Origin of the sequence: Stenomitos frigidus ULC18 (genome assembly GCF_003003795.1) — a bacterium.
Taxonomy (GTDB): domain Bacteria; phylum Cyanobacteriota; class Cyanobacteriia; order Leptolyngbyales; family Leptolyngbyaceae; genus Stenomitos; species Stenomitos frigidus_A.
On sequence record NZ_PVWK01000010.1, the window covers coordinates 17,746 to 42,312 of the forward strand.

Consider the following 24,567-nt stretch of genomic DNA (forward strand, 5'->3'; position numbering starts at 1 on the left):
AGTTCCGTATTCTGTGGTTGGAGTGTCAAGCGTTGAGGTCAATATTTTGAGCTTTGGACTCGAAGTTCCGTGTTCGTAGCTCGGAGTTTCAGGTTCGGAGGTCAAAGCTCCAAGTTCGGAGGTCGGAGGTTCGGGGTTAGCAGTCAGGCTTTCGAGATCAAAGGGTGACAGATGAGGGATGGAGGTCGATGCTACTCTGCCTCAAAGGCGACCTTGTCGTAAAGATCCGCGAGGGTGATTTCAAGCGGGACAGAGTTGAGCGAGAGGATCGCTTCTCCACCGTCATACTCAGAAAAAATCCACTTACGGGGTTCGGTTTTGGAGTATTGCTCAACGTGATGATCGTATTGATCGATTAAGACATACTCTTGAAACGATGGAATAGTGCGATAGGCTGCAAACTTGCCGCTACGGTCATACGCTTCCGTTGAGTTTGACAGCACCTCGGCAATCATTATTGGGTTGGTGAGGGTGTCTTTTCGCCCTTCCTGAAGTTGCAGTTCGCCTTGAATGATCATGACATCAGGATAGGTGTAGAGGCGCTTGCGAGGAATCCACAACCGTTGATCGGTGACAAACACATCGTAGGGTTGCCGTTTCAGGGCAAAATTTAGGGCTGCATAGAAATTACCAGTAATCCGATTATGGTTAGGCATTCCACCAGGCATCAGAATGATTTCTCCATCAAGATATGCATGCCGCTCCTCTGCGGTGGCTTCAAGTTCCAGATACTCTTCAGGGGTATACTGCTTTTTCTCTTCAGCTTGCATAATGATAAAAGTTAAACCTCCAACTGCTTTAATGACTGTTCTTAGACAAATTTTGAGGTAGCCTTTCCCATTCTTCTTTGAGAATTTGGGCACTGATTTCTTCAACAAACTGTAGAAAGGTTAGAAGACTTGGGCTTGCTACGAACGTTTGCACAGTCACTGATTTATATTGAGTCATTGATCGAGAAGAAAATAACTTAGCGGTTAGATCATTCTTTCATCTTTCAAGTGACTCAATCGCCCCTCGAATACCGTCCACCACATTCAAAAATGCTTCGTCCCGGTTATGCCATAGCGTAATGGGTCTGCCATCAGTCGGTAATGATGAGAGATGGCTGAAGGGACTGCCTCGCAGATCGGTGGGTTTGAGGATAACGGGAATGACACGAGCCGTTCCTGCACTGTGTCGCTGGAGTGCTTGTTGCAGCAGGTCATAGCAGTCGTTAGACGCAATGAAGTGGGCGCTAATCAACAAGAGAATAATTTGAGCCGTTTCCAGTTGTTGTTTGATGGCAGCATCCCATTCGGCTCCGGCTTCGATTGCTCCCCTGTGCCATGCTTGAATTTTGTCCTGACGCTTGAGATTGGCAAGATGGCGATCCAACTCCTCCCGCAGGTCTTCATCTTCATGGGAATAGGCAATGAACACTCTGACAGGTGAGGGACTGGTAGATTGCGGTTGCCGATACACATCGGGCTGACGGCGTTGTAGTTCATCCCAGGGCAGCAAGAGCGTGTCTTCAATTTCAGCCCGGACATCCTCGCTCACCGCGCCCTCAATCTGCATCAGTTTAACGAGGAAGTGGTTGGCATCGTAGTAACGTTGAAGCTGTTGTTTTTGTTGCTCACTAAACTGCCAATCATGACCGATGTTTCGAAGCTCAATCATCATTTGTTGTCGGCATTCCAACCACGGTTGCCCTTGAGCCTGCCACCATTGCTGGAAGTGCTGCCAGTTTTCCGGTGAAGGTAATTGAGCCCTCAACTGTTCCAGTTTGATTGCGAGTGCATAGTCAAAGTTGTAGTCAAGAGCGCGGGCAAGGTCGAGGTCGAGGTCGAGGGCAAGGGCGAGAGCGCGGGCAAGGGCGAGAACGCGGGCGAGAGCGCGGGAGGTGTCGCGGGCAAGGGCGTGGGCAAGGTCGAGGTCGAGGGTGCGGGGGATGTCGCGGGCGAGGACGCCGACACTAGCACAGTCGAAGCCAAAATAGAAAGCTCGAAGGGCAGCGGGTCTATCGTTAGTCCGGATAGAGCCTGCTTTTTGTAAGACCCAGGTTAGAAATTGATTCAACCCGGGTTCACCTGAGATTGAATGATCAATGGATTGTTTAATCAGGCGCAATAAGCAATCAATAGGCTGTTGCGATTTCACCAATTGCTCGACAACCTCCTGCCATTGCGGATCAGCAATCCTTTTAGCCAGTTGTGCTGGAGGCAGTTGAGTCAGCCATTGCACAGTGAAATGTTCCTGAAACGTGAGGTGGGAAAATGACCATAACTCATCTGCCCGTTCGATCAACAACCCATGCTGGGCTTCCACCGCTTTCAGAACTGCAACACCTTCTTTACGGTTAGCAAGGTGGAGAAATTCAGCAATCTGAGCGGCAATCTCGTTCTGTTGAAACAAAACGAAGTTTTCTGGGCTCTCAAATTTGCGAGCAGCAATCTCGTTTAGCAGGGCTTCTTTTTGCTCCACATTCAATTCACGATAGGTTTCATTGCCCACTTCCCAGCCTTCGATCACCTTGGCATCATTCCATTTCTCCAGCAGTAACCGAATCCCTCGTTTGTAGAGATCAGTCATCTGGGAGGGCATTTCTCCCTCATCGTGAAGGACTAAACACATCAGACTCAGCAGCACCGGAGTCACTGCGAGTTCCTTCACTGCCGAATTTCTGGTTGCGGCATTATCGAACCTTTCCCCCTGCTGTGATGCCTCTGTACCCGATTGCCCACTCGCCTGAAACCAATTCTGAACAAACTGCTTTACCTGCTCTAGGCTAAAATCCGCAACTTCCACCGAGGTGAATCCATCCGGAATTGACTCAATAATCTGGGTGCGGCAGGTCAGAATCCATCGATTGTTGGGATACTCGTCTATTGACTTTCGGAGTTGATCTTGTACGCTGTGCCGCAGTTCATTCGTTAGCACTTCGTCTAATCCATCCATCAGCACTAAAAGCTTGCCCTCCTCCAGCAAAATTTGTAGTGCTAATGCGTCTAACTTCTGTTGGAATCCTTTAATTTGGTTTTCTTTTTCTTTATCCTCTTCTAGAGAGCTAAAAGGGCTTCGTCGTAGCTGCTGAATTTGCTGCTTCAATGTTCTAAGCTGACGCCCTTCATCCAGTCCCAATTCCTTCCCGATCGCGTCCAGCAACTGCCATTCTCTATCCCGAATACGGCGAAGCTCGATGAAGACCGCAATCAAGTCTGGCTGAAACTGCCCCTTGCACCAATCCATTGCCAGATGCTTAAGAAAGGTTGTTTTCCCTGCACCGGGTTTGCCCAGAATCAGGAGTTTTGAGTTGGCATTGGCAATCTCAAATCCTGGATTGCGTTTGATGCGATCGCCCAGTCCCAGGCGATCATTCCGCAAATCAAAGGTTTGCAACAGCTTATCTTCAGATACCTGAAACGTGCGGGGCGATCGGTTCAGCAGCCACACATCCACATAAAGCTGGTCAACCCCAATCTCCTCTCCGCTCAGCAAGCGCATTCGACTATGTTGGCTAAGGATTTTCTGACGGCAGTGTTCTCGAACTTGCTGAACGAGTGATTCAAACTTGTTGTCGGCTTGAGAAACGGTTGGCTCGACTGCTGCATCTTCAGCTTGCGGAGGCATTGTCTTGATTGCCGAAACGTCCTCCCAGTTCAACCGTAGCGCAAGGCAAACCTTACGAAACTCGGCTTCCCTCACAGGCTGCTGCTTGAAAAAAGCCGTTACGGTTGTGCGGGACATATCGAGATGATCGGCTAGCTGCGACTTGTTACCCACGAAATACTGATGGAGCGCGTTGTTCGCCTGTGTCCAATCTGTCAAAGCTAACTTACGCGATCGCTCCATCCCTACCGCTGCCTCAACGTTTTCACTCACCCACTATTCTATCTGCACGAACAATGATGGTCTCCCGTGAACACACTTGAACACTCACTGAACAGTGGCTGAACACCGCACTCCGTATGGCTTGAGCAGACTGGAAACATGTTAATCAGGAGTTCGCGCCATGAAAAAGCCGTTGCTTACCCTTGCCACTGTCATCACCGCTACCGCCGCAGGCACCAGCCTTTCCCTTGCCACACTGCCCAACCCCACGGACATCCAGAAACAACTGAGCAACACCGCGAATGCGATCGCGATCGCCGGGACGACCGCTATTTTTGGACTGCTCAACGATGAAGACGGAGATAACCATACAGAACAATGATATTCTGACTAGCCAAGTTTACCGAGGGTTGGCGATCGTCTTCCAACCCTCACCTTGTAACCTCTGAGCACGGTTAATCAAGCTCTGAACCCGAAACTCCGACTTTTGAGCTTGAGACTTCGCGAACATGCTTCACCGTATCGATGCTTCTGTACTTAGACTATGCTTCTGAGAGAGGGAAGCAGAGTTTGCTGTGGAAGAAACAATGACCACTCAATGGCAAACCATTATGAGCGATCGCTGTCATGTCACGCGATCGCAAATCATTGACTTCTGTCATCAGTGGCATGTCATAGAATTTGCCGTGTTCGGCTCCGTCTTGCGGGATGACTTTCGGGATGACAGCGATATTGATGTTTTAGTAACCCTCGCTCCCAATCATGGTTTGAGTCTGTTTGATTGGATGGACATGCAGCAAGCACTGGAAACCCTGTTTAACCGCGACGTTGATTTAATAGACAAACGCGGATTGAAAAACCCCTACCGTCGCGCTGAAATTATGAACACTCGTCAAATCATTTATGCAAGCGAACAACCGTGATGCCGCCTCAATTTGGGATATGGTGCAGGCGATCCGTCGGATGCAAGACTTCACCACTGGCTTGACCTTCGATGACTACCAGGCAAGCATCCTGATTCAAAGTGCAGTCGAAAGACAACTCGAAATTCTGGGAGAAGCCGCAGGCAGAGTCTCTGATGGCTTGCGACAGACCCATCCACAGATTGACTGGCGTAGAACTATTGGCTTGCGCAACATCATCATTCACCGCTACGACGAGATTCAGCAAGATGTCATCTGGAGTATCATTACTACTGAACTGGCAACGCTTTTGACACAGCTAGAACCTCTATTACCTCCCTTACCTGACGCGCAAACGTAGAAGGCATCGAGGCTGCAAGCAAGTATCAACTACTGCATTTGTTCTTGCGATCGCCCTCCAAACAACCCCTTTCAACCTCAGAACTCGGATCACCGAGCGTTTGATTCAGACAACCGAGCTTTGTATTCAGTCGTAGCCGTTCAGACCGTAGAACGTCGAGTGTTTTACTGGCACAACTGAGCTTTTTACTGAGGCAACCAAGCTTTTTGCTCCATCGTTGCACCTCAGAACTCAGATTACCGAGCTTTTAACTCAGTCGTTGCTGTTCCGAACTCCATGCTCCGAGCTTAGAACTCCGAACACTGAGCTTTTTACTCGGACGATCGCGCTTTTAACTCAATCGTTGCCGTTCCGAACTCCATCATGGCTGTTCTAACCACGATCGCTGCGTCCTGCATAAGAAAAGAGCCGTGGGGTATGATCGTCGATCATCTCCACGGCTCTTTTCAGCAACATCCTTCGACTAAAACCTCCGAGGTTTAAGCCACTCGATTGGTCACGATGCTTGATGCCTGATTAAAACCTCCGAGGTTTGCCTCAGGCCGAAACTAGATTGAGGTGAAGTCGTGAGCGGTGATAGTGCTTGCCTGGATGCCCGACAGCACGGCTAAGGTTTTGCCCTGACGTTGAATGAGGGTGTCATTTGCGTTCAGTGCCGTACCTTGCACGATCGAGAGCTTGTTAAAGCCCAAACCTGCTGGTAGTGCAATGAGATCCGTGCCGCTTTCGAAGTCAGCGATCGTTTGGGTACCACCCTTCGCCAATACAAAGGTGTCGCTTCCTTCACCACCTTTCAGGAAGTTGTTGCCCTTGCCGCCTCTCAGGAAATCGTCGCCTGCACCCGCATCAATGTAGTCATCGAGTTGATCACCCCGAAGGCGATCGTTTCCTTCTGTACCCTCATAAGACTGGATGTTGAGCCCTGCCAAACCGACCCGTGGGTCGAGGTTGAGGGGTTGTCCCAGTTGCAGTAAGACAATCTCGTTGTTGTCGATCGCGGGTGGACGACCCACTGAGAACGGATAGTTGTTGTCGTTGGCAACCAGAATCGTATTGGCGTCGATCACAAGGACATCTTCGATCGTTTGGAACGGCATGTTGTAAGTGGTGCTGCCGTCTTTGTTGAGATCGTTAGGGTCTTTGATGTCGAGCAGGTTCGCGATTTCCGTTTTAGCAACGAAACCATTGGCATCCTGCTGAGCAAAATCGACCTTGAAGATCTTCTTGAACTGAGCCGCAGCTCCCTGGTTTTCGTCCCGCTCAATCACCAGGTATTCGTGATCGTTGACGACGGTAAAATCGCCGATCGCGTTTGCGGGGTTTTCGAGCTTGTAGTAACCGACCAACCCTTCATATTGCTTGGTTGCCACATCAAACTCATAAATCCGCAGTGCACCTGCTGGATCACCCACAACGGTTCCTTCTAGCAACGGATACAGCGTAGACTTGTCGGGGCTGATTGCCATCCCTTCAAAGCCTTTGGAGCGACCCAAGTTCGCCACCACCAAATTGCCGTAGTAAGGCTGATTGGAGTCAGAGTTATAGGGCAGGTTCGGGTTGTAGTTGTTGCTAGCGCCGGGAGTATAGCCTGTGCCAGCAAAGTAATCATTGATCAGCACATTGCGCCCCGTGCCAGGGAAGTCCGTGAAGAAGCCATCCACACCCAAATCAATGAATTGCTGGAACTCTTTGATGGGATTGTTCTCGTAATCCGAAGCCAGGAAGAAGGACTCGTTACGGAGGGTGTAGAGGTGAACCAGCAAGCCAGCGCTGTGCGCATTCTGGATCAAGTTGGTGGGAGCACCCAAGACGCGATCGGCATCGCTAATCTGGTTATCGCCGTTGAGGTCATCAGGCAGACCATCGTTGTTGCGATCGACCGTGCTAGCAGGCACAATCTGACGCTTATCGGGTCCAATGCCAGTGGCATAAGTGGCAACCTCTTTCAATCCATTGGCTGTGGTCAGGTCAGCATAAGTGCGTTTGTCACCTTTCGCTACGAAGTCATACGGGCTACCCGATGCGCTTGTTAGCTGGATGATCGGCAGATTAACGCCCGCTTTCGGCAGGATGTTTGTTTTCAAATCCTGGAGGTTGCTGACCTCGAAGGATTGAATGTACACGCGACTGGGATCGGTGAAGTTGTTTTTCACCAACGTATCAACAAGCAACTGGCTGGTGTTAAAGCCCTGATTGGCGAAGAATGTCGGATGCTTGGTTTCGGGGTAGATGCCGATTTTGCGACCCGTTTCTTTCTCGTACTGCTTCACCAGGTCGATGACTTCCTGGAAGGTGGGGACTTTCAAACCATCGTTGTCGTATGCAGTACCGCGCAGGGCTGGTAGGCGCTCGATCGCATTCAGCGTCTTGATTTCGGCCAGGGTAAAGTCTTCAGCGAACCAGCCTTTGACTGCCACGCCATCCAGGGTTTTGGTGGTGAGACGATCGGCAAACTCTGGGCGCTTGTAAATGTCGGTGCTGGTATTCGTCAGGTTAACGGTGCCATCGGCATTGAGCACGGCCAACATGGGCTCGTGACGCGCAATCAGCACGCCATCTTTGGTGACGACCAGATCCGGTTCGATAAAATCGGCTCCACCCGCGATCGCCACTTTGTAAGACGCGAGGGTATGCTCTGGACGTTCGCCGGATGCACCGCGATGCCCAATGACGATCGGCGCTTTGCCAGATAGAGTATCGAAGGTCGGCTGCTTGAGCACATCGGGGTTTTGGGGCGATCGGACAAACGGCGAAACAATCTGATCGCGCACCAGGTCGCCCGTGCCAGGGAAGTCATCAAAGAAACCATCCACACCGAGATTGATGAACTGGCGCAACTCCAACTCAGGGTTGCCGTTGTAGTCCGATGCAAGATACCGTCCCTCGTTGCGGAAGGTGTAGGGATGTACTAATAAACCGACATTATGAGCATCAGTAACTAGCGAAGTGGGTGCTAAGGTCACTTTGTCGGCATCGTTGATCACGCCATCGCCGTTGAGGTCATCGGCCTTGCCATCACCATCTTTATCGACGATTTTGACGGACACAATCTGCCGCTTCCAGGGGCCAATGCCATCGGCGTAAGTTGCAATTTCGGCCAGTCCCGCTGGGGTGATCAAGTCACCGTAAGTACGGGTATCGCCTGCTACTGCAAAATCGTATGGACGGGCATTCACATCCTCATACAGAAGGGTGCCATCATCTGCAACATCATACGCATCGATCAACTGCACCAGGGGAATATCAATCCCAGCGTTTGGCATGATGGTGTCATGCAAAGCTTTCAGGTTGCTGACTTCAAAGGACTGAATGAAGATGCGGCTAGGGTCGGTAAAGTCATTCTTAACCAGCGTATCTACGAGCAACTGGCTGGTGTTGAAGCCTTTCTCAGCGAAGTAGGTGGGATGCTTGGTTTCGGGGTAGATGCCAATCTTCTTACCCGTATCTTTCTCGGTCTGCTTCACCAACGCGATGATTTCATCCAGCGTGGGAATCTCAAACACGCCGTTGAAGGTCTGTTCGCGGAAAGATAAGCGCTCTACGGCTCGCAGTGTTTTGATCTCAGCCAGGGTGAAATCTTCGGCAAACCAGCCTGTGACGGGCGCACCATCCAGCAGTTTGGTGGTCTTGCGATCGGCAAATTCAGGACGGCTGGCAACATCCGTTGTGCCTGTAATATCGGGTTCGTGACGGGCAATCAGTACGCCGTCTTTGGTGACCACCAGGTCCGGCTCGATGAAATCGGCACCGCGCTGGATCGCCAGTTTGTAGGACTCCAGCGTATGTTCGGGACGATCGCCACTCGCGCCTCGGTGCCCAATAACGATCGGGGCTTGTCCATTGAGCGTGGGTAGCGGGTTGATGTTTGGAGTCGGTACGGGTGCTTCCAGCAGTTTGCCCGTCGCGTCAAAGTGCAGCAGAAAGGGACCAAACTCGTCGCCAATCCAGATTGTGCCGTCTTTGGCAATCACAAACGATTCGATGTCGAAATCGGCACCGGTCAGGAAGCGATCGCTTGTTTTCCCATTGGTGATACTAAACGAAATCTTTTTGTCTGGGTCGCGCAGCTGGATGAAGTTCCCAACCGTCACGCGGCCGTCACCAGACGCTTCTGCACCCTGAAAACTAGGATTCACTTGATAGATTCGCAGTAGAAAATCAGCGCTGTTACCCTTGGCACCAAAGCCGTTATCTGGCATAAACCAGAAGCGATTGTTATCGGCAAACTGTACGCCGCTAAAGCCCTGTACAGGCTGACCGGGGAAGGGGCCTGTGCGACCATTAGCAGCAATACCGCCATTTCCGGCTGCGGGGCCGTCAGCAAAGGTATCGGCTGGGAGCGAGGCAAAGCCTTTGAGTGTTACGTCTGCCATAGTTTTTGGAGATGATGAATGGTAGATGTGCGAATGGTGGTAAGTGCGCTCATAAGACGAAATCGTCCTTGTGCGACCCCTGATGCCACTAAGGGCTAAACGGTTGCTGTCCGTTCACAGAAAGTAGGAGCGTTCTCCCAATCTCCATACATCCCACAGGGACTTTAAGGCACGCCTAACGCGCCGTTAAAAAGGCAGTCATTCTGCTGCATGCAAGTGTGTAGATTTGATGAACCTTTGCTGCAAAGACTTGACTGATTTTTGTTGCAAGAGGATCTGTTGCAAACGTTACGCGGTGTGAGTAAAGCTCGCTACGCTACAGTTGGAAAGCATGTTTCTTTCTACTCGCTCTTTTCAATTGGCTCTACCCTATGGCTGGATCGATCGCACCCCAAACGAAACCTAAGCGCCGCGTACAGGAGACAGACTGGCGGTTGTTCTTGCGGTTAGCAGAGTATGGGCTGCGCGACAAACGCTTGCTGGCATGGTCGTTTGCGCTACTGGTGCCCACTGCGATCGCTGGAGCCATGCAGCCAATTTTGATTGGCGAAGCGATTTCGCTCATTCGGCAAGAGCAAACTATCTGGACGTTTCTGCGCCAAATGTCTCTGACGGATGGCATCAATTTGCTTGCGGGTTTGCTGCTGCTAACGCTGATTTTGCGCACGCTTTTTGATGCGCGGCAGGGGTTTCTGGTGCAAAAAATGGGGCAGCGCATTACGGCGGACATTCGCGCCGATTTGTTTCATCACGTCACGTCGTTGGCGATGCGCTTTTTCGATCGCACCCCTGTGGGACGGCTGATTACGCGACTCACCAGTGATGTGGAAGCGTTGGGCGATGTCTTCTCAACCGGCGCGATCGGGATTCTGGGCGATTTATTCTCGATCATCGTGCTAGCGATCGCGATGTTCTTGTTGCAATGGCAATTGGCTCTGTTGCTTACAGCCATGCTCATTCCAGCGACCGTACTGATTATTTACTTTCAGCAGCAATATCGCAAAGCCAACTACAAAGCGCGTGAGGAACTATCAACCCTGAACTCGATGCTGCAAGAAAATATCGTAGGCATTGGTGTTGTACAACTCTTTCGTCGCGAAGCCTTTAATGCTGACTTGTTTCGCACCATTAACAAGCGCTACATCAAAGAAGTAGACAAAACCATCTTTCACGATTCAGCTATTTCTGCCACGTTGGAATGGATCTCGCTAGCCGCGATCGCAGCAGTGCTGTGGGTGGGTGGTCTGTTCATTTTGGGTAAAACGCTGAATCTAGGACAGCTTTCAACGTTTATCCTGTTTGCCCAACGCCTGTTCGACCCGCTGCGCCAGTTTGCAGAAAAGTTTACGGCGATTCAAGCCGGGTTTACGGCTGTGGAACGGGTGAGCGATATCTTTAATGAGCCGATCGACATCCGCGACCCCGAACATCCTAAAACGCTGGACAGCAGTCCTGAGTCCACCACAGGCGAAATCCGCTTTGAGCATGTCTCCTTTGCCTACAAAGAAGGGGAATACGTCCTGCATGACCTTAACTTCACCATTAAACCGGGTGAAAAAGTGGCGCTCGTCGGTCCCACAGGTGCAGGCAAAAGTTCCATCATCCGTCTGCTGAGCCGCTTGTATGAAGCCACCGAAGGCTGCATTCTGGTGGATGGCGTGAATATTCGCGATCTGCCGCAAACCGAACTGCGCCGACATATGGGCGTAATTCTGCAAGATGGGTTTGTGTTTGCTGGCGATGTTAAGAGCAACATTACCCTGGGTGAAACGTATCCCTTTGCAGCCATTCAATCGGCGGCTGAGCGCACCAATGTTTCTGCCCTCATTGAGGAGCTGCCTCAAGGCTACGATACGTTGCTGCGAGAACGCGGTACCAACCTGTCGGGGGGACAAAAGCAACTGCTTGCCTTTGCTCGTGCTGCCATTCGCGAACCCCGCATTCTGGTACTGGATGAAGCCACAGCCAGCCTGGATGTGGGCACCGAAGCGCTGATTCAAGACGCACTGGATCACTTACTGGAAAACCGCACGGCGATTATCATTGCGCATCGCTTGTCTACGATTCGCAACTGCGATCGCATTCTCGTCCTCAAGCGTGGTCAACTGGTTGAATCGGGTAGCCACGAAGAACTGCTCAGTCAAGGTGGACTGTATGCCAGCCTCTATCAGTTGCAAATGCTGGAAACCTAGCTAACAACGCTCCTTATCGATCGGTGCCCCTCGGATTGCCCCAGGCTTGTTCCATCAGATGGTAGCCGACTGGATCATGCCGTTTTAATTCAGCGCGTGTGAACGGGTAGAAATCGTTCTTGCCAAAATAGGACTCTGACAACTCGGCAAAGTACTCCTTGCTATTTGTCAGCGCATAGGCTTGCTTTTTGCCGCCTTGAATGTAAGCAACGGACTCATACAACTTGCGATCGACTGCGTGCTTGTAGGCGGCCTCAATACCCGCATGCCCATCGCCCAGTATGTGGTGATGATAGGCATGAGCAAGCTCGTGCAAAAGCATCCAGGGCTGGGCGGTACGAGACCAAAGTACAAAGTTACGGGTGTTGGCCACTTCAACACAACCCGCCTTCTCAGGGTTGTAGCCGTTCTGCCTGAGCCATTCGGCAGAGGGGTGAAATTCAGCCGCCCCATTTTTCCGTTTTTCCCACTCTACCCAGATCCGTACCTTTTGTAAGGTGGCCAGCGGTTTCGCAGGTATAACGCGAGTAATTTGTAAAAGTTGCCAATTTAGTTCTTGCCATATCTCTTGAGCGGCCGCCTTGTGCGTCATCACTTCTGGATTAATCAAGAGGGTAAACCCGTGGACTGCCCCTTGCCCATAAACAGACGATGGGGCAAACCCTGATGCCTGTGCGACAACGTGATCAGCGATTCCCACAGAGTGTTGTTGAAGAACTGTTTGCTTTTGTAACACGCCAAACGCCTTTTCAGGGCTCTTGATCCATTGCGTGCCTTGAAGCCAAACTGCGAGGGTCGTAGCAACGCCAATCATCAAAAACACTCGTTGGAAACTTTGCCGGGGCATCAAACTACTTACTAGCTGCACCCAATTGTAGGGCGTACAGATTCGCGTAAACCCCCTGTTGTGCGACCAACTCAGCGTGGGTGCCCCGTTCAACGATTTGACCTTGCTGGATGACTAAGACCTGATCGGCTTGCGTGACGGTGCTCAGGCGATGGGCAATGACAAAACTGGTGCGACCTTTGAGTAGTCGGGCGATCGCATCCTGTACCAGCGCTTCCGTCCGTGTATCAATACTGCTCGTCGCTTCATCCAGAATCAACACACGAGGATCAATCAAGACTGCACGGGCAATACTCACGAGTTGCCGTTGTCCCTGGCTGAGCGGTGCGCCACGTTCGCCTAACTGTGTGGCATACCCTTGTGGAAGCGAGGTGATGAACTCATGCACATTCGCCAACTGTGCGGCTATTTCGATCTGAGCATGGGTTGCGTGTGATGCACCAAACGCAATGTTTTCGGCAACGGTGCCGCTGAAGAGAATATTGTCTTGCAGCACAATGCCAATCTGTCGGCGCAGGCTCGCTTGCGTCACACTGCGAACATCAATGTCGTCAATTTTGACCGCGCCACCAGACACATCATAGAAGCGCAGAATTAAGTTAATAACCGTGCTTTTGCCTGCGCCCGTAGGCCCCACGAGGGCAATCATCTGACCGGGGTTTGCCGTGAGATTCACGTCTGTCAGGACAAGTTTCTCTGGCGTATAGCCAAAAGCAACATGTTCAAACGTGACCTTGCCCTGGATCGGCGGCATTTCTGTGGCGTTAGGTGCATCGTTTAGTTGGGATGGCTCATCCAGTAATGAGAAGATGCGTTCCAACCCAGCAAAAGCGGATTGTGCCTGAGTGTAGAACTGGCTGAGAATCTGAATGGGGCGAAAGAACTGCTGCACATAGAGCAAAAAGGCAGTAACCACGCCGATCGTGGCCGCCCCAGTGACTGCCAAATACCCGCCATAGGCCAGCACCGCCGCCGTTGCAAGCGTATTGAGAAAATCGATCGATGGCAGAAACGCCGCCGTAATCGCCACAGCCTCTACATTGGCATCGCGGTTCGCCGCATTGAGCAAGTCAAACTCTTCAATGTTCATCTGTACGCGATTAAATGCCTGTGCCTCGCGCACGCTGCCAATGTCTTCTTCGAGCTTGGCGGAAAGGTCGCCGATCGTCTGTCTTGTCACGCGAAAGCGCGCCCGTGCCCACCGAGCAAACAACCCTGTGGTAAAGATCATCAGCGGCACCACCAGGTTGCTGAGCAAGCCAAGTTGCAGGTTAATCGCCAGCATCGCGATGACAATCCCAACCAGACTAAAGGTATTGCCAAGCATCTGCGCGATCGTCTGCCCAAAGGCCTGATTGACAGTGTTAACGTCATTCAGCAAGCGGCTCATTAAATCTCCCGCCTCACTGCGATCGAAAAAGCTCAGCGGCAAACTCTGAATTTTGACAAAAATATCCTGTCGCAGGTGCGCCAACAATCGCTGCATGATGGAACCCACGCGCCAGATCTGCCCCCGAATCGCCCAGACGCCAAGGATGTAGATCAGCGCCAGCAAGCCCAACAGCAGCAGCAACCCTGTTAAATTACCGCGCTGAATCAAATGGTCGATCGACCAACCCAACAGAAACGGGCCAATCACCTGTGTTGCCGCCCCAAGCATCACCATCGCGATCGCGATCGGCATTTCTTTGCGATAGGGACTTAGATACTGTAAAAAGCGCCGAAGCGTCGAACGTTGCTGTGTTGCCTTTTCCTCCGATGCCACGATGGGGCCTGTACCTCTCATGCGGTTCCTTTGCAACGACTTGCGATGTGCCCAACTGTCCCTAGAGTACAGCGCTCAGGAAGAATTCAGCTATCAGCTATCAGCTATCAGCTATCAGCTTTTCTATGACCGCTGACTGCTGACCGCTGACCGCTGACCACTGACCGCTGACCACTGACCGCTTTTAGAAAACAAAGGTTGTCCGAATCACACCAATCACAATGCCATCATTATTGCTGTTGTGATCCGGTGCGGTAAGCCAAATAATGCCGGGTGTGATTGCAATATTGTCGGTCAGTTGGAACTGGTAAAAGCCTTCCACATGCAATGAAGTATCGCGATCTTCCAAAAAGTTAAGGCGACTGCTGGCGCTGGTTACTTTCGGTTCCATCCCCACTACAATGCCTGCAATGCTACCTTTGCGGAAGAGATCGGGAAACGCAAGCCCAACGGCCCAGTTCCAGATATCGACGCTGCCTTTGGTACCGCTCAATACGTTAGCCGTTGTGTAACCAACAGAGCCATTAATGACAATGTTGGGATTCAACTGGAACGACGCTGAGAGCCCAAACGAGTCGCTATTGAAAGCCTCGCCCAGGTTGCCAAGATTGGCGTTGTTGCTGCCACCACTGCCATTGGCTCTGAAATCATTGTTGTAAGCGTGGATGTAGGTGAGTCCGATCGCCAGTGGCTCAAACGGCCTAAACGTGAGCTGCGCGATCGCGCCAAAGGCACCGTTAAACAGCCCGCTACCAGCGTTCGGTGAAGCGGCATCGTTCGCCAGATAGCCTAAACTCAGCTCCAGCTTTTCACTAAATTCATGCTTGATGCCAATGCCAGCACCGTTCAGCAGGTAATAAATGGAGTTGCGGGTGCCAAACTGAGACAACGCACCGCTACCGCCATCACCATCCAGAAAGGGATTGATGGTATCCGTAAAGTCATCGATCGCACCCGCATTAGCTTCCAGCACGATGGACGTCTTTTCACCGAGCTTGAACTGGTACAGCAGGGCATCAATTTCGACAGAATTAGTACCACCGTCAGTTACAGCTAACCGAAGATCGCCCTCGGGTGTAAAGGTGGCATTAGACGAGAAGGGATTCAAATTAAACGCTTGCAACCGCACACGCAGTAGGTCTTCGCCGTTAAAGCTGGTATCAAAATTGAGCCGGATGCGATCGCCTAGCACCGTATTCTTTTGCACGGCGTTACCGTTGACCGTGTCGCCTGTAGCCACACCTGCCACGGCAAAGATCGCCTCAGCGTTAAGTTTCGTCGTCGTGGAAAACTGCTGCTTTTCCAACGTTGCAGTGCGGGTTTCTAAGCCATCCACGCGACCACGTAAGGTTGCCAATTCGGCTGCAAAGCCTTCCTGTAAGTTCTGCAAGACGGCCAGATCTTCTTTCTTCACCAGGTCAGCCGTACCGGCGGCGATGAGTTCGTTGATGCGATCCATGCATGCGTTCAAACCAGCCGCAAATTCGTAACGAGTCAGCGCCCGATTCCCTCGATAGGTTTTGTCGGGATAGCCCACAATGCAGCCATAGCGCTCCACTAACGATTGCAGTGCCTGAAACGCCCAGTCGGTCGGTTTAACATCCGTCAGTTGCGACACGGATGTTACCTGAGCAAAGGCATCGTCGGGCTCTTGCGCCACTTGTGCCAGTAGAGCACGATCGTGGGTTTCAAGGCTCTTAGACGGCGACTGGGATACTGGCTGGCTGGTTGCGATCGCCTCCTTGCCTTGCATCAAAGCTGATTGAGCGGCCAGCTTCTCGGAGGAAGGACTGTTGAGTGTTGGTTGGAGTCCTTGCGCCGACGCAGCGACAACCGCAGTACCAAGGAGCACTGGGCTGAATAGCAGGGAGTGAACAAACTGTTTGAACATGAAAGGATGCCTCACACATTGTCTAAAGGACGCACGAATAATGCCTCATGCAGGTTGCTGCATGAGAGCGAAGCTTGTACTGATCGAGCTTCCATTGCCAGGTGATACTGCAGACGAGAACGATTATCATTCTTGTGAGCACTTTAGTCTACCCGCAAATAGACTAAAACGTATACTTGCCGTCTGCTATCCCCCCCACCCCCTTATGCAGGCGTTTCATCGCCGACTTGCTGGGCTATGGAGGATATCGCGCTGGATGCGTTGAAGAGCGCCTTTGCGTACAGAAATAGAGCTAACAAGGCAGCAAGCCTGCCCATCAGGGGATCACCATCTAATGAGAATAGTTAGCGATAAATCTTTTTACCTTTAATGCTGTGCGCTTGTCAAGCCTTATTGAGAGACTCTTTCAATAGCCTGACGGAAAAACTTGTAGAGCGGATGTCGTGACCTGTACGTTGACGCGAGTGCCAATGGGAATGGCTTTGTCTGCTGGAAGGCGAGCATACAGTTCGCGTCCAGAGAGACAAACTAAGGAGTAGCGATGTTCACGTCCCAAAAATTGGCGATCGCGAATGACCAACGCGCCCGCCTCACTTGGTTCTAAAAGTAGATCTTCCTGCCGAATCATCAGGTCTGCGATTCGGGCGTTCTCTTCTGCCTCCTGCCACTTGCCCCCAAAGCAACCAATCTCTGTTTCCCAAACGTCGCCCTTTCGCGTTGCAGGCAGCATATTGGCTTGCGTCACAAATTCAGCCACAAACCGGGTCGCAGGCGTTTGATAAATGGTTTCGGGTGTACCAAATTGCTCCAAATGGCCGTTTCGCATCACGGCCACCCAATCGGCGATCGACAGAGCTTCTTCCTGATCGTGGGTCACCAGTACGCCAGAGGTTCCAGTTGCCTTGAGAATCTCGCGTACCTCCTGGCGCAACCTCAAACGAATATGGCTATCCAGGTTGCTCAACGGCTCATCGAGCAGAATGAGATCTGGTTGAGGAGCCAGCGCACGGGCGAGGGCAACGCGCTGCTGCTGACCACCGGAGAGCTCATGGGGGTAGCGGTTTTCTAGTCCTGTGAGCCCAACTTGGGCGATCGCCTCTTGCGTCAAGTGCTTCACCTGTTTGGTGGTGTGCCGCGACCCCTGATGCTGACGCTTTTCGAGACCAAAGGCGACATTCTTTGCCACCGTCAAATGCGGAAAGAGGGCGTAATCCTGAAACACCATCCCCATATCACGGTCTTCGGGCAAGACCCAATGCCCCGCTCCAGCCACTGTGCGGTCTGCCATTGTAACCATCCCCGCTTGGGGTGACTCAAACCCAGCAATAAGCCGCAGCAGCGTTGTTTTGCCGCAGCCAGAGGGACCCAACAGTCCCAACAGATCGCCCTGATTGAGCTGTAGGGTCAGATTGTTGACGGCGGGCGCTGATGAGCGGGAAAACTGCCGGGTGATGCCTTCGAGCCGCAGAATAACCGATTGAACCATGTACTGTCGTTACCTTCGTCTGTCAAGAGCATCTTATTGAGATTTATCATCAACAATTCTGGCCCCATAGTAAAGTAATCTTTGAAATTACTCTCACGCATAGATGAAACTCTATGAGGCGGCAAGACCTGATGCAAAATCTCCGTGTTGATAGCCATCCATTGTCTGGCAAACGGAGTCGCTTGAGCGGTTGGACGATGCTGGTTGTCGCGATAGCGGCATTCATTTCCTTGCCCATTCTGGTGGTGTTAGGCGGCGTCTTTACCAACGCAAACGCGGTGTGGAGCCACTTAGCCGCGACCGTGTTGTCGACCTATATTGCGAACTCGCTCTGGCTCATGCTAGGAGTGGGTCTTGGAGTGGTGATTATTGGCACGGGCACTGCCTGGCTGGTGACGATGTGCCGTTTCCCAGGCAGGCGTTTGTTTGAGTGGGCGCTTTTGTTACCACTGGCAGCTCCCGCTTACATTCTGGCGTATACCTACACCGAGTTTTTAGAGTACTACGGTCCGGTACAAACTTTACTAAGAGCCTGGTTTGGCTGGCGGACTGTCCAAGACTATTGGTTCCCAAATGTGCGATCGCTATGGGGCGCGATCGTGATGTTGGTGCTGGTGCTGTATCCCTACGTCTATTTATTAGCGCGAACAGCCTTTCTAGGCCAGTCAGTCAATACGCTAGAAGCCAGTCGTTGTCTGGGCTGTGGAGCCTGGCAGAGTTTTGTTAGAGTAGCGTTGCCCTTGGCACGTCCCGCCATTATGGCAGGGCTGGCGTTGGCGTTGATGGAAACGTTAGGCGATTATGGCACCGTTCAATTCTTTGCGGTCGATACCTTCACGACGGGCATTTACCGCACCTGGTTTGGCATGAATGAACGACTGGCCGCCACCCAGCTGGCAGCGGTGTTATTGCTGTTTATCTTTGGGCTGGTGTTGCTAGAGCGCTGGTCACGTGGGCAAGCGCGTTACTATCAAACGGCTCAGCGTGAACAGGCACTATCCCGCTATCGGATACGGGGAGCGCGGGCGATCGCCGCCTGGATTGCCTGCACTCTACCCATTGGTTTCGGTTTCTTACTGCCAGGGGCGCTTTTGTTGCAAATGAGCTTTGAGAATGCTGAGCAAGCGTTTGACCGTCGTTTTTGGCAATTTGCCACCAACAGCCTCACTCTGGCAGCAGTCACGGCAGGGCTAGCAGTCGTCCTTGCTGTCATCATGGCCTATGGCTTGCGGCTACAACGCACGCTGGCGATGCGATTGGCAACCCAACTGGCCTCAATGGGCTATGCCGTGCCCGGAGCCGTCATTGCAGTGGGCATTCTAGTTCCTATCGGTGCCTTCGACAATGCGATCGACGCGTGGATGCGATCGACCTTCGGCGTTTCGACAGGCTTGTTGCTGAGTGGCACGATCGCCGCACTCATCTTTGCCTATCTCGTCCGCTTTCTGGCACTCTCTTTCAGCACGGTGGATGCAAGCCTGACCAACATCAAGCCTAGCCTGGATGATGCCGCTCGCAGCCTGGGGCATAGTACCACTAGCATGCTGGCGCGCATTCACCTACCGCTGATGAGCCGGGGGCTACTGGCAGCAATGGTACTGGTGTTTGTTGATGTCATTAAAGAGCTACCCGCAACGTTAATTGTGCGTCCATTCAATTTCGACACCTTAGCCGTGCAGGTTTATAACTTAGCATCCGATGAACGCCTGGCAGACGCCTCAGGCTCGGCTTTAGCCATTGTCCTGGTTGGGATCATCCCCGTGATTCTGCTCAGCGCGGGCATGAGCCAATCGCGACGGTAGGGGAAGTAGGGAGTGGGGAGTAGAGGGGCAGGAGGCAGGAGTTCTGAGGCAAGAGTTAAATTTACAGCCGTTTGCAAATGGGTCAGCCACAGCGGAAGTATCTTGTTCGCAGGCGTGAGCGAGACGCTTACACTACGTTGATGTAGCTTATTCAAACGAAAATTGCTGTAATTCCTGCCTCAGAACTCCCCACTCAAAACTCAAAACTCTCCCTCAGCCTTATGTCCATCCGGCCCGATCCATCAACTGTAAGGCTTCGGCATTATTGCGACCATAGATCGCGGCGTTGAGCGCATCGGCTTTGAACGGGCCAAAGCCCTTGACAGCAGGGTCGATCGCGGCTTGTTCCGTCACCGGGTATTCGTAGCTGCGGCTAGCAAAAATCTCCTGAGCAGCTGGGCTGACCATGTGTTCTAAAAACTGCACGGCAGCATCCCGGTTGGGTGCAGTTTTCACGACGCCACCGCCGCAGATGTTGACGTGAGCCCCGCGATCGCCGTTACCTTGGTTGGGGAAAAACACGCCAACTTTGGCAGCGATCGCTTGCTCGTCTGCCTTCTTCGAGTTCAAAAGGCGAGCCACGTAGTACGTGTTGACAAGGGTTATATCGCCAATGCCTGTGGCTACTGCTTTAATTTGCGCCGTATCATTTCCCTCAGGTGGCCGTGCAAAATTGGCGACTAGACCTTTTGCCCAGGCTTCCGTTTTTTGTGGCTTCAGCGCTGCCAGCAGTGCGCCTGTCAAAGATTGGTTGTAAACGCTACTCGACGATCGCACGACAAACCGGCCTTTCCACTTCGGATTGGTCAAATCTTCGTAGGTCGATAAGTCTGACGGTTTCACCTTCTCTTTGTTATAAACGATCACCCGTGCCCGTCTGGAAAGACCAAACCAATGCCCACCCTCTTCTTGCAGGCTTTTGGGTACAGTCGTCTGCAAAACCTGTGACGTTACAGGCTGTAAAAGTCCCGCCTCTTGCGCCCGCCACAAGCGCCCTGCATCGACGGTAATCAAGACATCGGCAGGACTGTTTGCCCCTTCGCTTCTCAGCCGCTCAATCAGCTTGTCAGCCTCTGCCTCAACCAGATTGACCTTAATGCCTGTTTTTTGCGTAAAGCTTTCATAGAGAGCATTATCTGTATCGTAGTGGCGCGCCGAGTAGAGATTAACCACTCGATTCGTCTGGGCTTCCTCCACACCCGATCGCCTGGCACAACCACCTGCCACCGCTACGGCTGCTGCGCCAGCACCTAAGAAAACTCGCCTCGTCATATTCATAGCTGATTCACACTGCTCCTGTGTTGTCTCAATCTTGTAAAGAATCTCAAAAAATAGTGTTCCCAAGAAACTCTAGTTGAGATTAATCCTCAATAAAGAAACCTACGATCAAGTCGAGGTAATGTCAAGTAGTGGCTCAATGGCGGTAGCAAACTTTGAGTCGAAAAGCGAGGAGTGCAGACGAAGAACGCTGAAAAGCTTCTTAGCCAGACATTTGAGGCAGTTGTGTGTGTAATGTTTTTTTGGTGCAGTGGCATTAGCCCAGTTTAATGAAGTGTTTTTCTGTATTGCATATAGAGGCTAGTAAATAGAAGCTATAGAGATAATTAATGAGAAATTCTATGAATAATGGGTGAGGACAAGGCGATCGCGCATAAGACATCTGGAAGGGTCAAACGCGACAAGAACCGAGTCACGTCATTGTTTCTGTCGCGCAACATCGACAACGCGAGTGCCAAGAACTTTGAGGCTAAAGAGCGTGCCAGAACAGAGTTTGATTGAGGCAGCAGCAGCAACGAAACGCCGTCCATCTGGAGATTAATTGCTACTGGTACACCATTCAAGGCAGACTACAAAGGCGATCTCTGAGCAATAGCGATCGTCGTTTCAATTCAAGATCAATCGAAGGATTACGACATGGCAACTTATCAAGTCAGGCTCGTCAATGAAGAAGAAGGTTTAGACACGACTATTGACGTTCCTGACGACCAATACATTCTTGATGCCGCTGAAGACAACGGGATCGATTTACCGTATTCCTGCCGCGCTGGCTCTTGTTCTTCTTGCAATGGCAAACTGCTCGAAGGCTCTGTTGATCAGTCTGATCAATCCTTTTTGGATGATGATCAAATTGCGGCTGGCAATGTGCTGACTTGCTACGCCTACCCCACGTCGAACTGCACGATTCAAACCCATGCAGAAGATGCACTCATGTAGGACAGTGGTTGCTTCGGGCTTATTGCAACAATAAGCTCGTGGCATTGGGAAGCAGTCAGCGGCCAGCGATCAGTCGCCAACCTTGGACTCATCGCTGACCGCTCGCTGCTTCAGATCCCTTAGAGATTGCTCATCGTGTCAAAGCCGGAACCTGCTCGTTGGACTGCCTTGCTGGCGCTTTTGGCGCTGGCGCTCATCTGGGGCTACAACTGGGTGCAGATGAAGATTGCTGTACAGTATGCGCCGCCCTTTCAATTTGCAGCGTTGCGCATTACGCTGGGCGCGTTGAGTTTGTTGTTAGCGTTGGTATGGTTGCGCAAGCCCCTGCTGCCAAAGGAGATTCCGGCAACGTTTTGGGCAGGTGTCCTGCAAATTTCGGGAGTGTATGGCTTTGCAACCTGGGCACTCGTCAGTGGTAGCGCAGGTAGAACGTCGGTCTTGGTCTACACGATGCCGTTGTGGACGCTGTTGTTTGCGTGGTTGTTTTTGCGCGAGCGTGTTCGGGGCTTGCAGTGGGTTGCGATCGCCCTTAGCATCACTGGTTTGTTGCTGATCCTGGATATCCCACACCTGCATGGCACGATCGCCAGTAAAGTGTTGGCACTATTAGCCGGTGTGTGTTGGGCTGGTGGCGCCATCATTGCGAAGCGAGTCCGTCAGACGGTCAAGCTCGACTTACTATCGTTCACCGCATGGCAAACGGTGGCTGGTGCGGTACCGTTGATCGTAGCGGCGTTGCTGGCTCCCTCCACGCCGATCGTGTGGTCTAGCCCGTTTATCATCGCGCTACTGTATAACGTGATTCCGGGTACCGCGATCGCCACATTGCTCTGGCTCTATGTACTCAACCGACTCTCTGCTGGCACGGCAGGTTTAGGTGTGCTGCTAAATCCCGTTGTTGGCGTTATGGCTGCCTGGTTACAACTCGGCGAGCAGCCAACACTGCTGGAAGCCGCAGGCATGGGGTTTATTGCGATCGCGTTGGCGTTAAATGCACTCCAGGCAATGAAACCATCACCTCAAGTCGCAGCCTAATTTCCGCCCACTCTTCTACTGAAAGCTAATGGCTAAAAGCTAATGGCTGAAAGCTAATGGCTGAGAGCTTTAACATGCCTTTGTTTATCCCCGCACTGCTGCTAGAACCACCCTAAAAAAGCGTTGCCAGGATGGATGCGCCTGGAAAGCCGTGAAGTGCTGGGCAAGCGCTAACAAATTTTGGTGACGCGCAAACCAGATCGGGAGGGGCAAAATGCGAAACGGAGCGCGTAGCACCGCTTTCTGCGGCTGTTCAAACAAATAGACGTTGTGGACAAACCCTTGACCAGACGTAATGTCGTGGAGTGGATTGCCTGGAAAAGCACCCCACGGAAAAACGCTCAGCGAAAAGAGGACACCCGACCACACGTTGACCCCGATCGCGCCATAGTGCAGTTGGGCGATCGCACTCTCTAACTCCTTGCGCCATTGCCGTTGCGTTTGCGAGTCTATCAGCACCGTGCAGGACAAGTTGCCCCAAACCTGTTCATTCACAAAGTCAACGGCCTGTGCGAGAAATGCCCCAGGCTCTGACGTGTCTAAACTAACCTCTGCCAGCACGCCACAAAACGCTTCTTGCGTGAGTCCGTACTCTCCTGCCTGGGGTGTCACATCAGGAATCAAGGCCCACGGAAGGGCGTCCTGCGGCTGTAATGATGCCGACCCGTTAGCCAATGTCGGTAACGCGATCGCGTGTGGGTATCGTTCTAAAAAGGCCTGATAGCGCGCTTTTGCACCTGGGTAGTAGGCGTTTCGGGCTGGCGTTTGGGCTAATTCCTGTTGCAATTGTGCTAAGAAGGCGTCTCGCTGTGCCCAACCCTTCGCGGTCACAACGACTTTTGCGGCAGCACAGTTAAAACTGGCATTATGAACCACCATCCCAGCAATGTGTCGCGCTTGAAAGGCGATATCTGCCGTTGTCCAGTCACCAGGAACCACGATGACTGGCGTCACGCATCCCAACTCAGAGGTGATCGGTTTTGTCGTGCGGGGCTGTTTGGCTGACTGGCGCTGGGCTTGCTCTGTAGGGGTGTCGCCCCAGACGATCGCATCATGAGTCTGGTGCGACCCTGTGATGTGAATGGTATCGACCAGGGGATGCTGACACAGGTGACGACCGAGATCTGCGCCTCCATAAACCACCTCAAAAAAACCATCTTGCTGCAACGATCGAAAGGCTGCTTCTAAAATGGGTCCCATATATTCGTTGACAGGATTCATCTTGAGCAACACCACTGCATCTTCCGCAAAGAGCTTATAAAGTGCATCCATCGGCGCGATCGCGGACACGTTCCCCGCACCCAACACCAAGGCCAACGTTCCTTCTGGCGACGGTTGCCGATAAACCATCCCCTGCGTTGCTGCTTTCCCTGGTTGCATCCAGACCTCTCCTGCAAACCCAAGCCAGAGCAAGCGTTCCATCAAGGTATTGGGAAAGACCTGGGCGATCGTCTGCTCGTTGTAAGCACGGAGCTTGACTGATGGTTGCCCGTTAGCTTTGAGGGTGTTGATGAGCCAGCGCAAATTGCCTAAAGTAGCGGCTGGACCCACAAACCATTCTTCCCCTGCCAGCGTTGCCTCCGGATTAATCCCTTTCGCACGACAACACGCGTCTGCCCAGTCCTGCGCAACTGCCATCACCTCATCCAGGCAGCGCTCAAGATAGGCAATGCGATCGGCAATACTCACTCGTACCCAATCGTCTTTATGGCTGGACAAGCGAGTGACGATCGCGTCTGCTTGCGCTAACGACGTACTGTTTACTGGGTTGGTTTGCCTGGTAACCATAGGGAGACAACGGTGTAACGTTTTGCGTAGGGACAGGGCAGTGCCCTGTCCCTACAGACGTTTAAACTTACGACGTCTGGACGCAACTAGGATCTCAGATA

The 24,567-nt window shown here is 52.1% G+C and carries 16 protein-coding genes; 7 read left to right on the forward strand and 9 right to left on the reverse strand.

Annotation, left to right across the window (positions count from 1 at the left end; genetic code table 11):
* Positions 1–191: 191 nt before the first annotated feature.
* Both C7B82_RS01400 and C7B82_RS34090 read right to left on the reverse strand, forming a co-directional pair.
* Positions 192–770 (reverse strand): Uma2 family endonuclease, encoded by a 579-nt coding sequence (locus tag C7B82_RS01400; protein ID WP_106254525.1) that lies wholly within the window; start codon positions 768–770, stop codon positions 192–194.
* 217 nt (positions 771–987) lie between these two features.
* Complete coding sequence (locus tag C7B82_RS34090) at positions 988–3,861, reverse strand: NACHT domain-containing protein (RefSeq protein WP_146141017.1); 2,874 nt, start codon at positions 3,859–3,861, stop codon at positions 988–990.
* A 130-nt stretch (positions 3,862–3,991) separates the two neighbouring features.
* Between C7B82_RS34090 and C7B82_RS01420 the strand changes: the two genes are divergently transcribed.
* From C7B82_RS01420 to C7B82_RS01430, 3 genes are all read left to right on the forward strand, one after another.
* Positions 3,992–4,192 carry a hypothetical protein gene (locus C7B82_RS01420; protein WP_106254526.1) on the forward strand — a complete coding sequence of 67 codons (201 nt, stop codon included), beginning with the start codon at positions 3,992–3,994 and terminating at the stop codon, positions 4,190–4,192.
* A 193-nt stretch (positions 4,193–4,385) separates the two neighbouring features.
* Positions 4,386–4,733: a nucleotidyltransferase family protein gene (locus C7B82_RS01425; protein WP_245939680.1), complete on the forward strand. Its 348-nt coding sequence runs from the start codon at positions 4,386–4,388 to the stop codon at positions 4,731–4,733.
* The gene (locus C7B82_RS01430) at positions 4,714–5,073 is read left to right on the forward strand and encodes a HepT-like ribonuclease domain-containing protein (protein WP_106254527.1); all 360 of its coding nucleotides are present in this window, start codon (positions 4,714–4,716) and stop codon (positions 5,071–5,073) included. Before C7B82_RS01425 ends, C7B82_RS01430 begins: the two co-directional genes overlap by 20 nt.
* 548 nt (positions 5,074–5,621) lie before the next feature.
* On the opposite strand, the gene C7B82_RS01435 is transcribed toward C7B82_RS01430, so the two are convergent.
* The gene (locus C7B82_RS01435) at positions 5,622–9,446 is read right to left on the reverse strand and encodes a glycerophosphodiester phosphodiesterase family protein (protein ID WP_106254528.1); all 3,825 of its coding nucleotides are present in this window, start codon (positions 9,444–9,446) and stop codon (positions 5,622–5,624) included.
* Positions 9,447–9,817: 371 nt separating this feature from the next.
* Between C7B82_RS01435 and C7B82_RS01440 the strand changes: the two genes are divergently transcribed.
* On the forward strand, positions 9,818–11,638 hold the full coding sequence (locus C7B82_RS01440) for an ABC transporter ATP-binding protein (protein WP_106254529.1): 1,821 nt from the start codon (positions 9,818–9,820) through the stop codon (positions 11,636–11,638).
* Between the two features lie 13 nt (positions 11,639–11,651).
* On the opposite strand, the gene C7B82_RS01445 is transcribed toward C7B82_RS01440, so the two are convergent.
* The 4 genes from C7B82_RS01445 to C7B82_RS01460 all read right to left on the reverse strand — a co-directional run bounded on the left by C7B82_RS01445 (position 11,652) and on the right by C7B82_RS01460 (position 17,627).
* On the reverse strand, positions 11,652–12,485 hold the full coding sequence (locus C7B82_RS01445) for a hypothetical protein (RefSeq protein ID WP_146141018.1): 834 nt from the start codon (positions 12,483–12,485) through the stop codon (positions 11,652–11,654).
* Between the two features lie 4 nt (positions 12,486–12,489).
* Entirely contained in the window at positions 12,490–14,271 is a 1,782-nt protein-coding gene (locus C7B82_RS01450) for an ABC transporter ATP-binding protein (protein ID WP_106254531.1), read from the reverse strand.
* 163 nt (positions 14,272–14,434) lie between these two features.
* A complete protein-coding gene (locus C7B82_RS01455; protein WP_106254532.1) occupies positions 14,435–16,141 on the reverse strand; it encodes an iron uptake porin in 1,707 nt (568 codons plus the stop codon).
* Between the two features lie 406 nt (positions 16,142–16,547).
* Entirely contained in the window at positions 16,548–17,627 is a 1,080-nt protein-coding gene (locus C7B82_RS01460; protein ID WP_106254533.1) for an ABC transporter ATP-binding protein, read from the reverse strand.
* A 113-nt stretch (positions 17,628–17,740) separates the two neighbouring features.
* Here C7B82_RS01460 and C7B82_RS01465 point away from each other — a divergent pair, with 113 nt between their 5' ends.
* Complete coding sequence (locus tag C7B82_RS01465) at positions 17,741–19,429, forward strand: ABC transporter permease (RefSeq protein WP_106254534.1); 1,689 nt, start codon at positions 17,741–17,743, stop codon at positions 19,427–19,429.
* Between the two features lie 219 nt (positions 19,430–19,648).
* Here the strand turns inward: C7B82_RS01465 and C7B82_RS01470 are convergent, their stop codons facing one another.
* Complete coding sequence (locus C7B82_RS01470; RefSeq protein WP_281258902.1) at positions 19,649–20,701, reverse strand: Fe(3+) ABC transporter substrate-binding protein; 1,053 nt, start codon at positions 20,699–20,701, stop codon at positions 19,649–19,651.
* Between the two features lie 642 nt (positions 20,702–21,343).
* On the opposite strand from C7B82_RS01470, the gene C7B82_RS01475 reads away from it, so the two are divergent.
* Complete coding sequence (locus tag C7B82_RS01475) at positions 21,344–21,643, forward strand: ferredoxin (protein ID WP_106254536.1); 300 nt, start codon at positions 21,344–21,346, stop codon at positions 21,641–21,643.
* 135 nt (positions 21,644–21,778) lie between these two features.
* Positions 21,779–22,678: a DMT family transporter gene (locus C7B82_RS01480; protein WP_245939681.1), complete on the forward strand. Its 900-nt coding sequence runs from the start codon at positions 21,779–21,781 to the stop codon at positions 22,676–22,678.
* Positions 22,679–22,762: 84 nt separating this feature from the next.
* Here C7B82_RS01480 and C7B82_RS01485 read toward each other — a convergent pair whose 3' ends face one another.
* Entirely contained in the window at positions 22,763–24,466 is a 1,704-nt protein-coding gene (locus C7B82_RS01485; protein WP_106254537.1) for an aldehyde dehydrogenase family protein, read from the reverse strand.
* Positions 24,467–24,567: the final 101 nt, after the last annotated feature.

Bases quoted from the DNA above. Each gene is read 5' to 3' on its own strand.
- C7B82_RS01435 (WP_106254528.1), bottom strand. From the start codon at position 9,446: ATGGCAGACGTAACACTCAAAGGCTTTGCCTCGCTCCCAGCCGATACC.
- C7B82_RS01420 (WP_106254526.1), top strand. From the start codon at position 3,992: ATGAAAAAGCCGTTGCTTACCCTTGCCACTGTCATCACCGCTACCGCC.
- C7B82_RS01450 (WP_106254531.1), bottom strand. From the start codon at position 14,271: ATGAGAGGTACAGGCCCCATCGTGGCATCGGAGGAAAAGGCAACACAG.
- C7B82_RS01455 (WP_106254532.1), bottom strand. From the start codon at position 16,141: ATGTTCAAACAGTTTGTTCACTCCCTGCTATTCAGCCCAGTGCTCCTT.
- C7B82_RS01475 (WP_106254536.1), top strand. From the start codon at position 21,344: ATGGCAACTTATCAAGTCAGGCTCGTCAATGAAGAAGAAGGTTTAGAC.
- C7B82_RS01440 (WP_106254529.1), top strand. From the start codon at position 9,818: ATGGCTGGATCGATCGCACCCCAAACGAAACCTAAGCGCCGCGTACAG.
- C7B82_RS01430 (WP_106254527.1), top strand. From the start codon at position 4,714: ATGCAAGCGAACAACCGTGATGCCGCCTCAATTTGGGATATGGTGCAG.
- C7B82_RS01470 (WP_281258902.1), bottom strand. From the start codon at position 20,701: ATGACGAGGCGAGTTTTCTTAGGTGCTGGCGCAGCAGCCGTAGCGGTG.
- C7B82_RS01445 (WP_146141018.1), bottom strand. From the start codon at position 12,485: ATGCCCCGGCAAAGTTTCCAACGAGTGTTTTTGATGATTGGCGTTGCT.
- C7B82_RS01485 (WP_106254537.1), bottom strand. From the start codon at position 24,466: ATGGTTACCAGGCAAACCAACCCAGTAAACAGTACGTCGTTAGCGCAA.
- C7B82_RS01465 (WP_106254534.1), top strand. From the start codon at position 17,741: ATGAGGCGGCAAGACCTGATGCAAAATCTCCGTGTTGATAGCCATCCA.
- C7B82_RS01460 (WP_106254533.1), bottom strand. From the start codon at position 17,627: ATGGTTCAATCGGTTATTCTGCGGCTCGAAGGCATCACCCGGCAGTTT.
- C7B82_RS01400 (WP_106254525.1), bottom strand. From the start codon at position 770: ATGCAAGCTGAAGAGAAAAAGCAGTATACCCCTGAAGAGTATCTGGAA.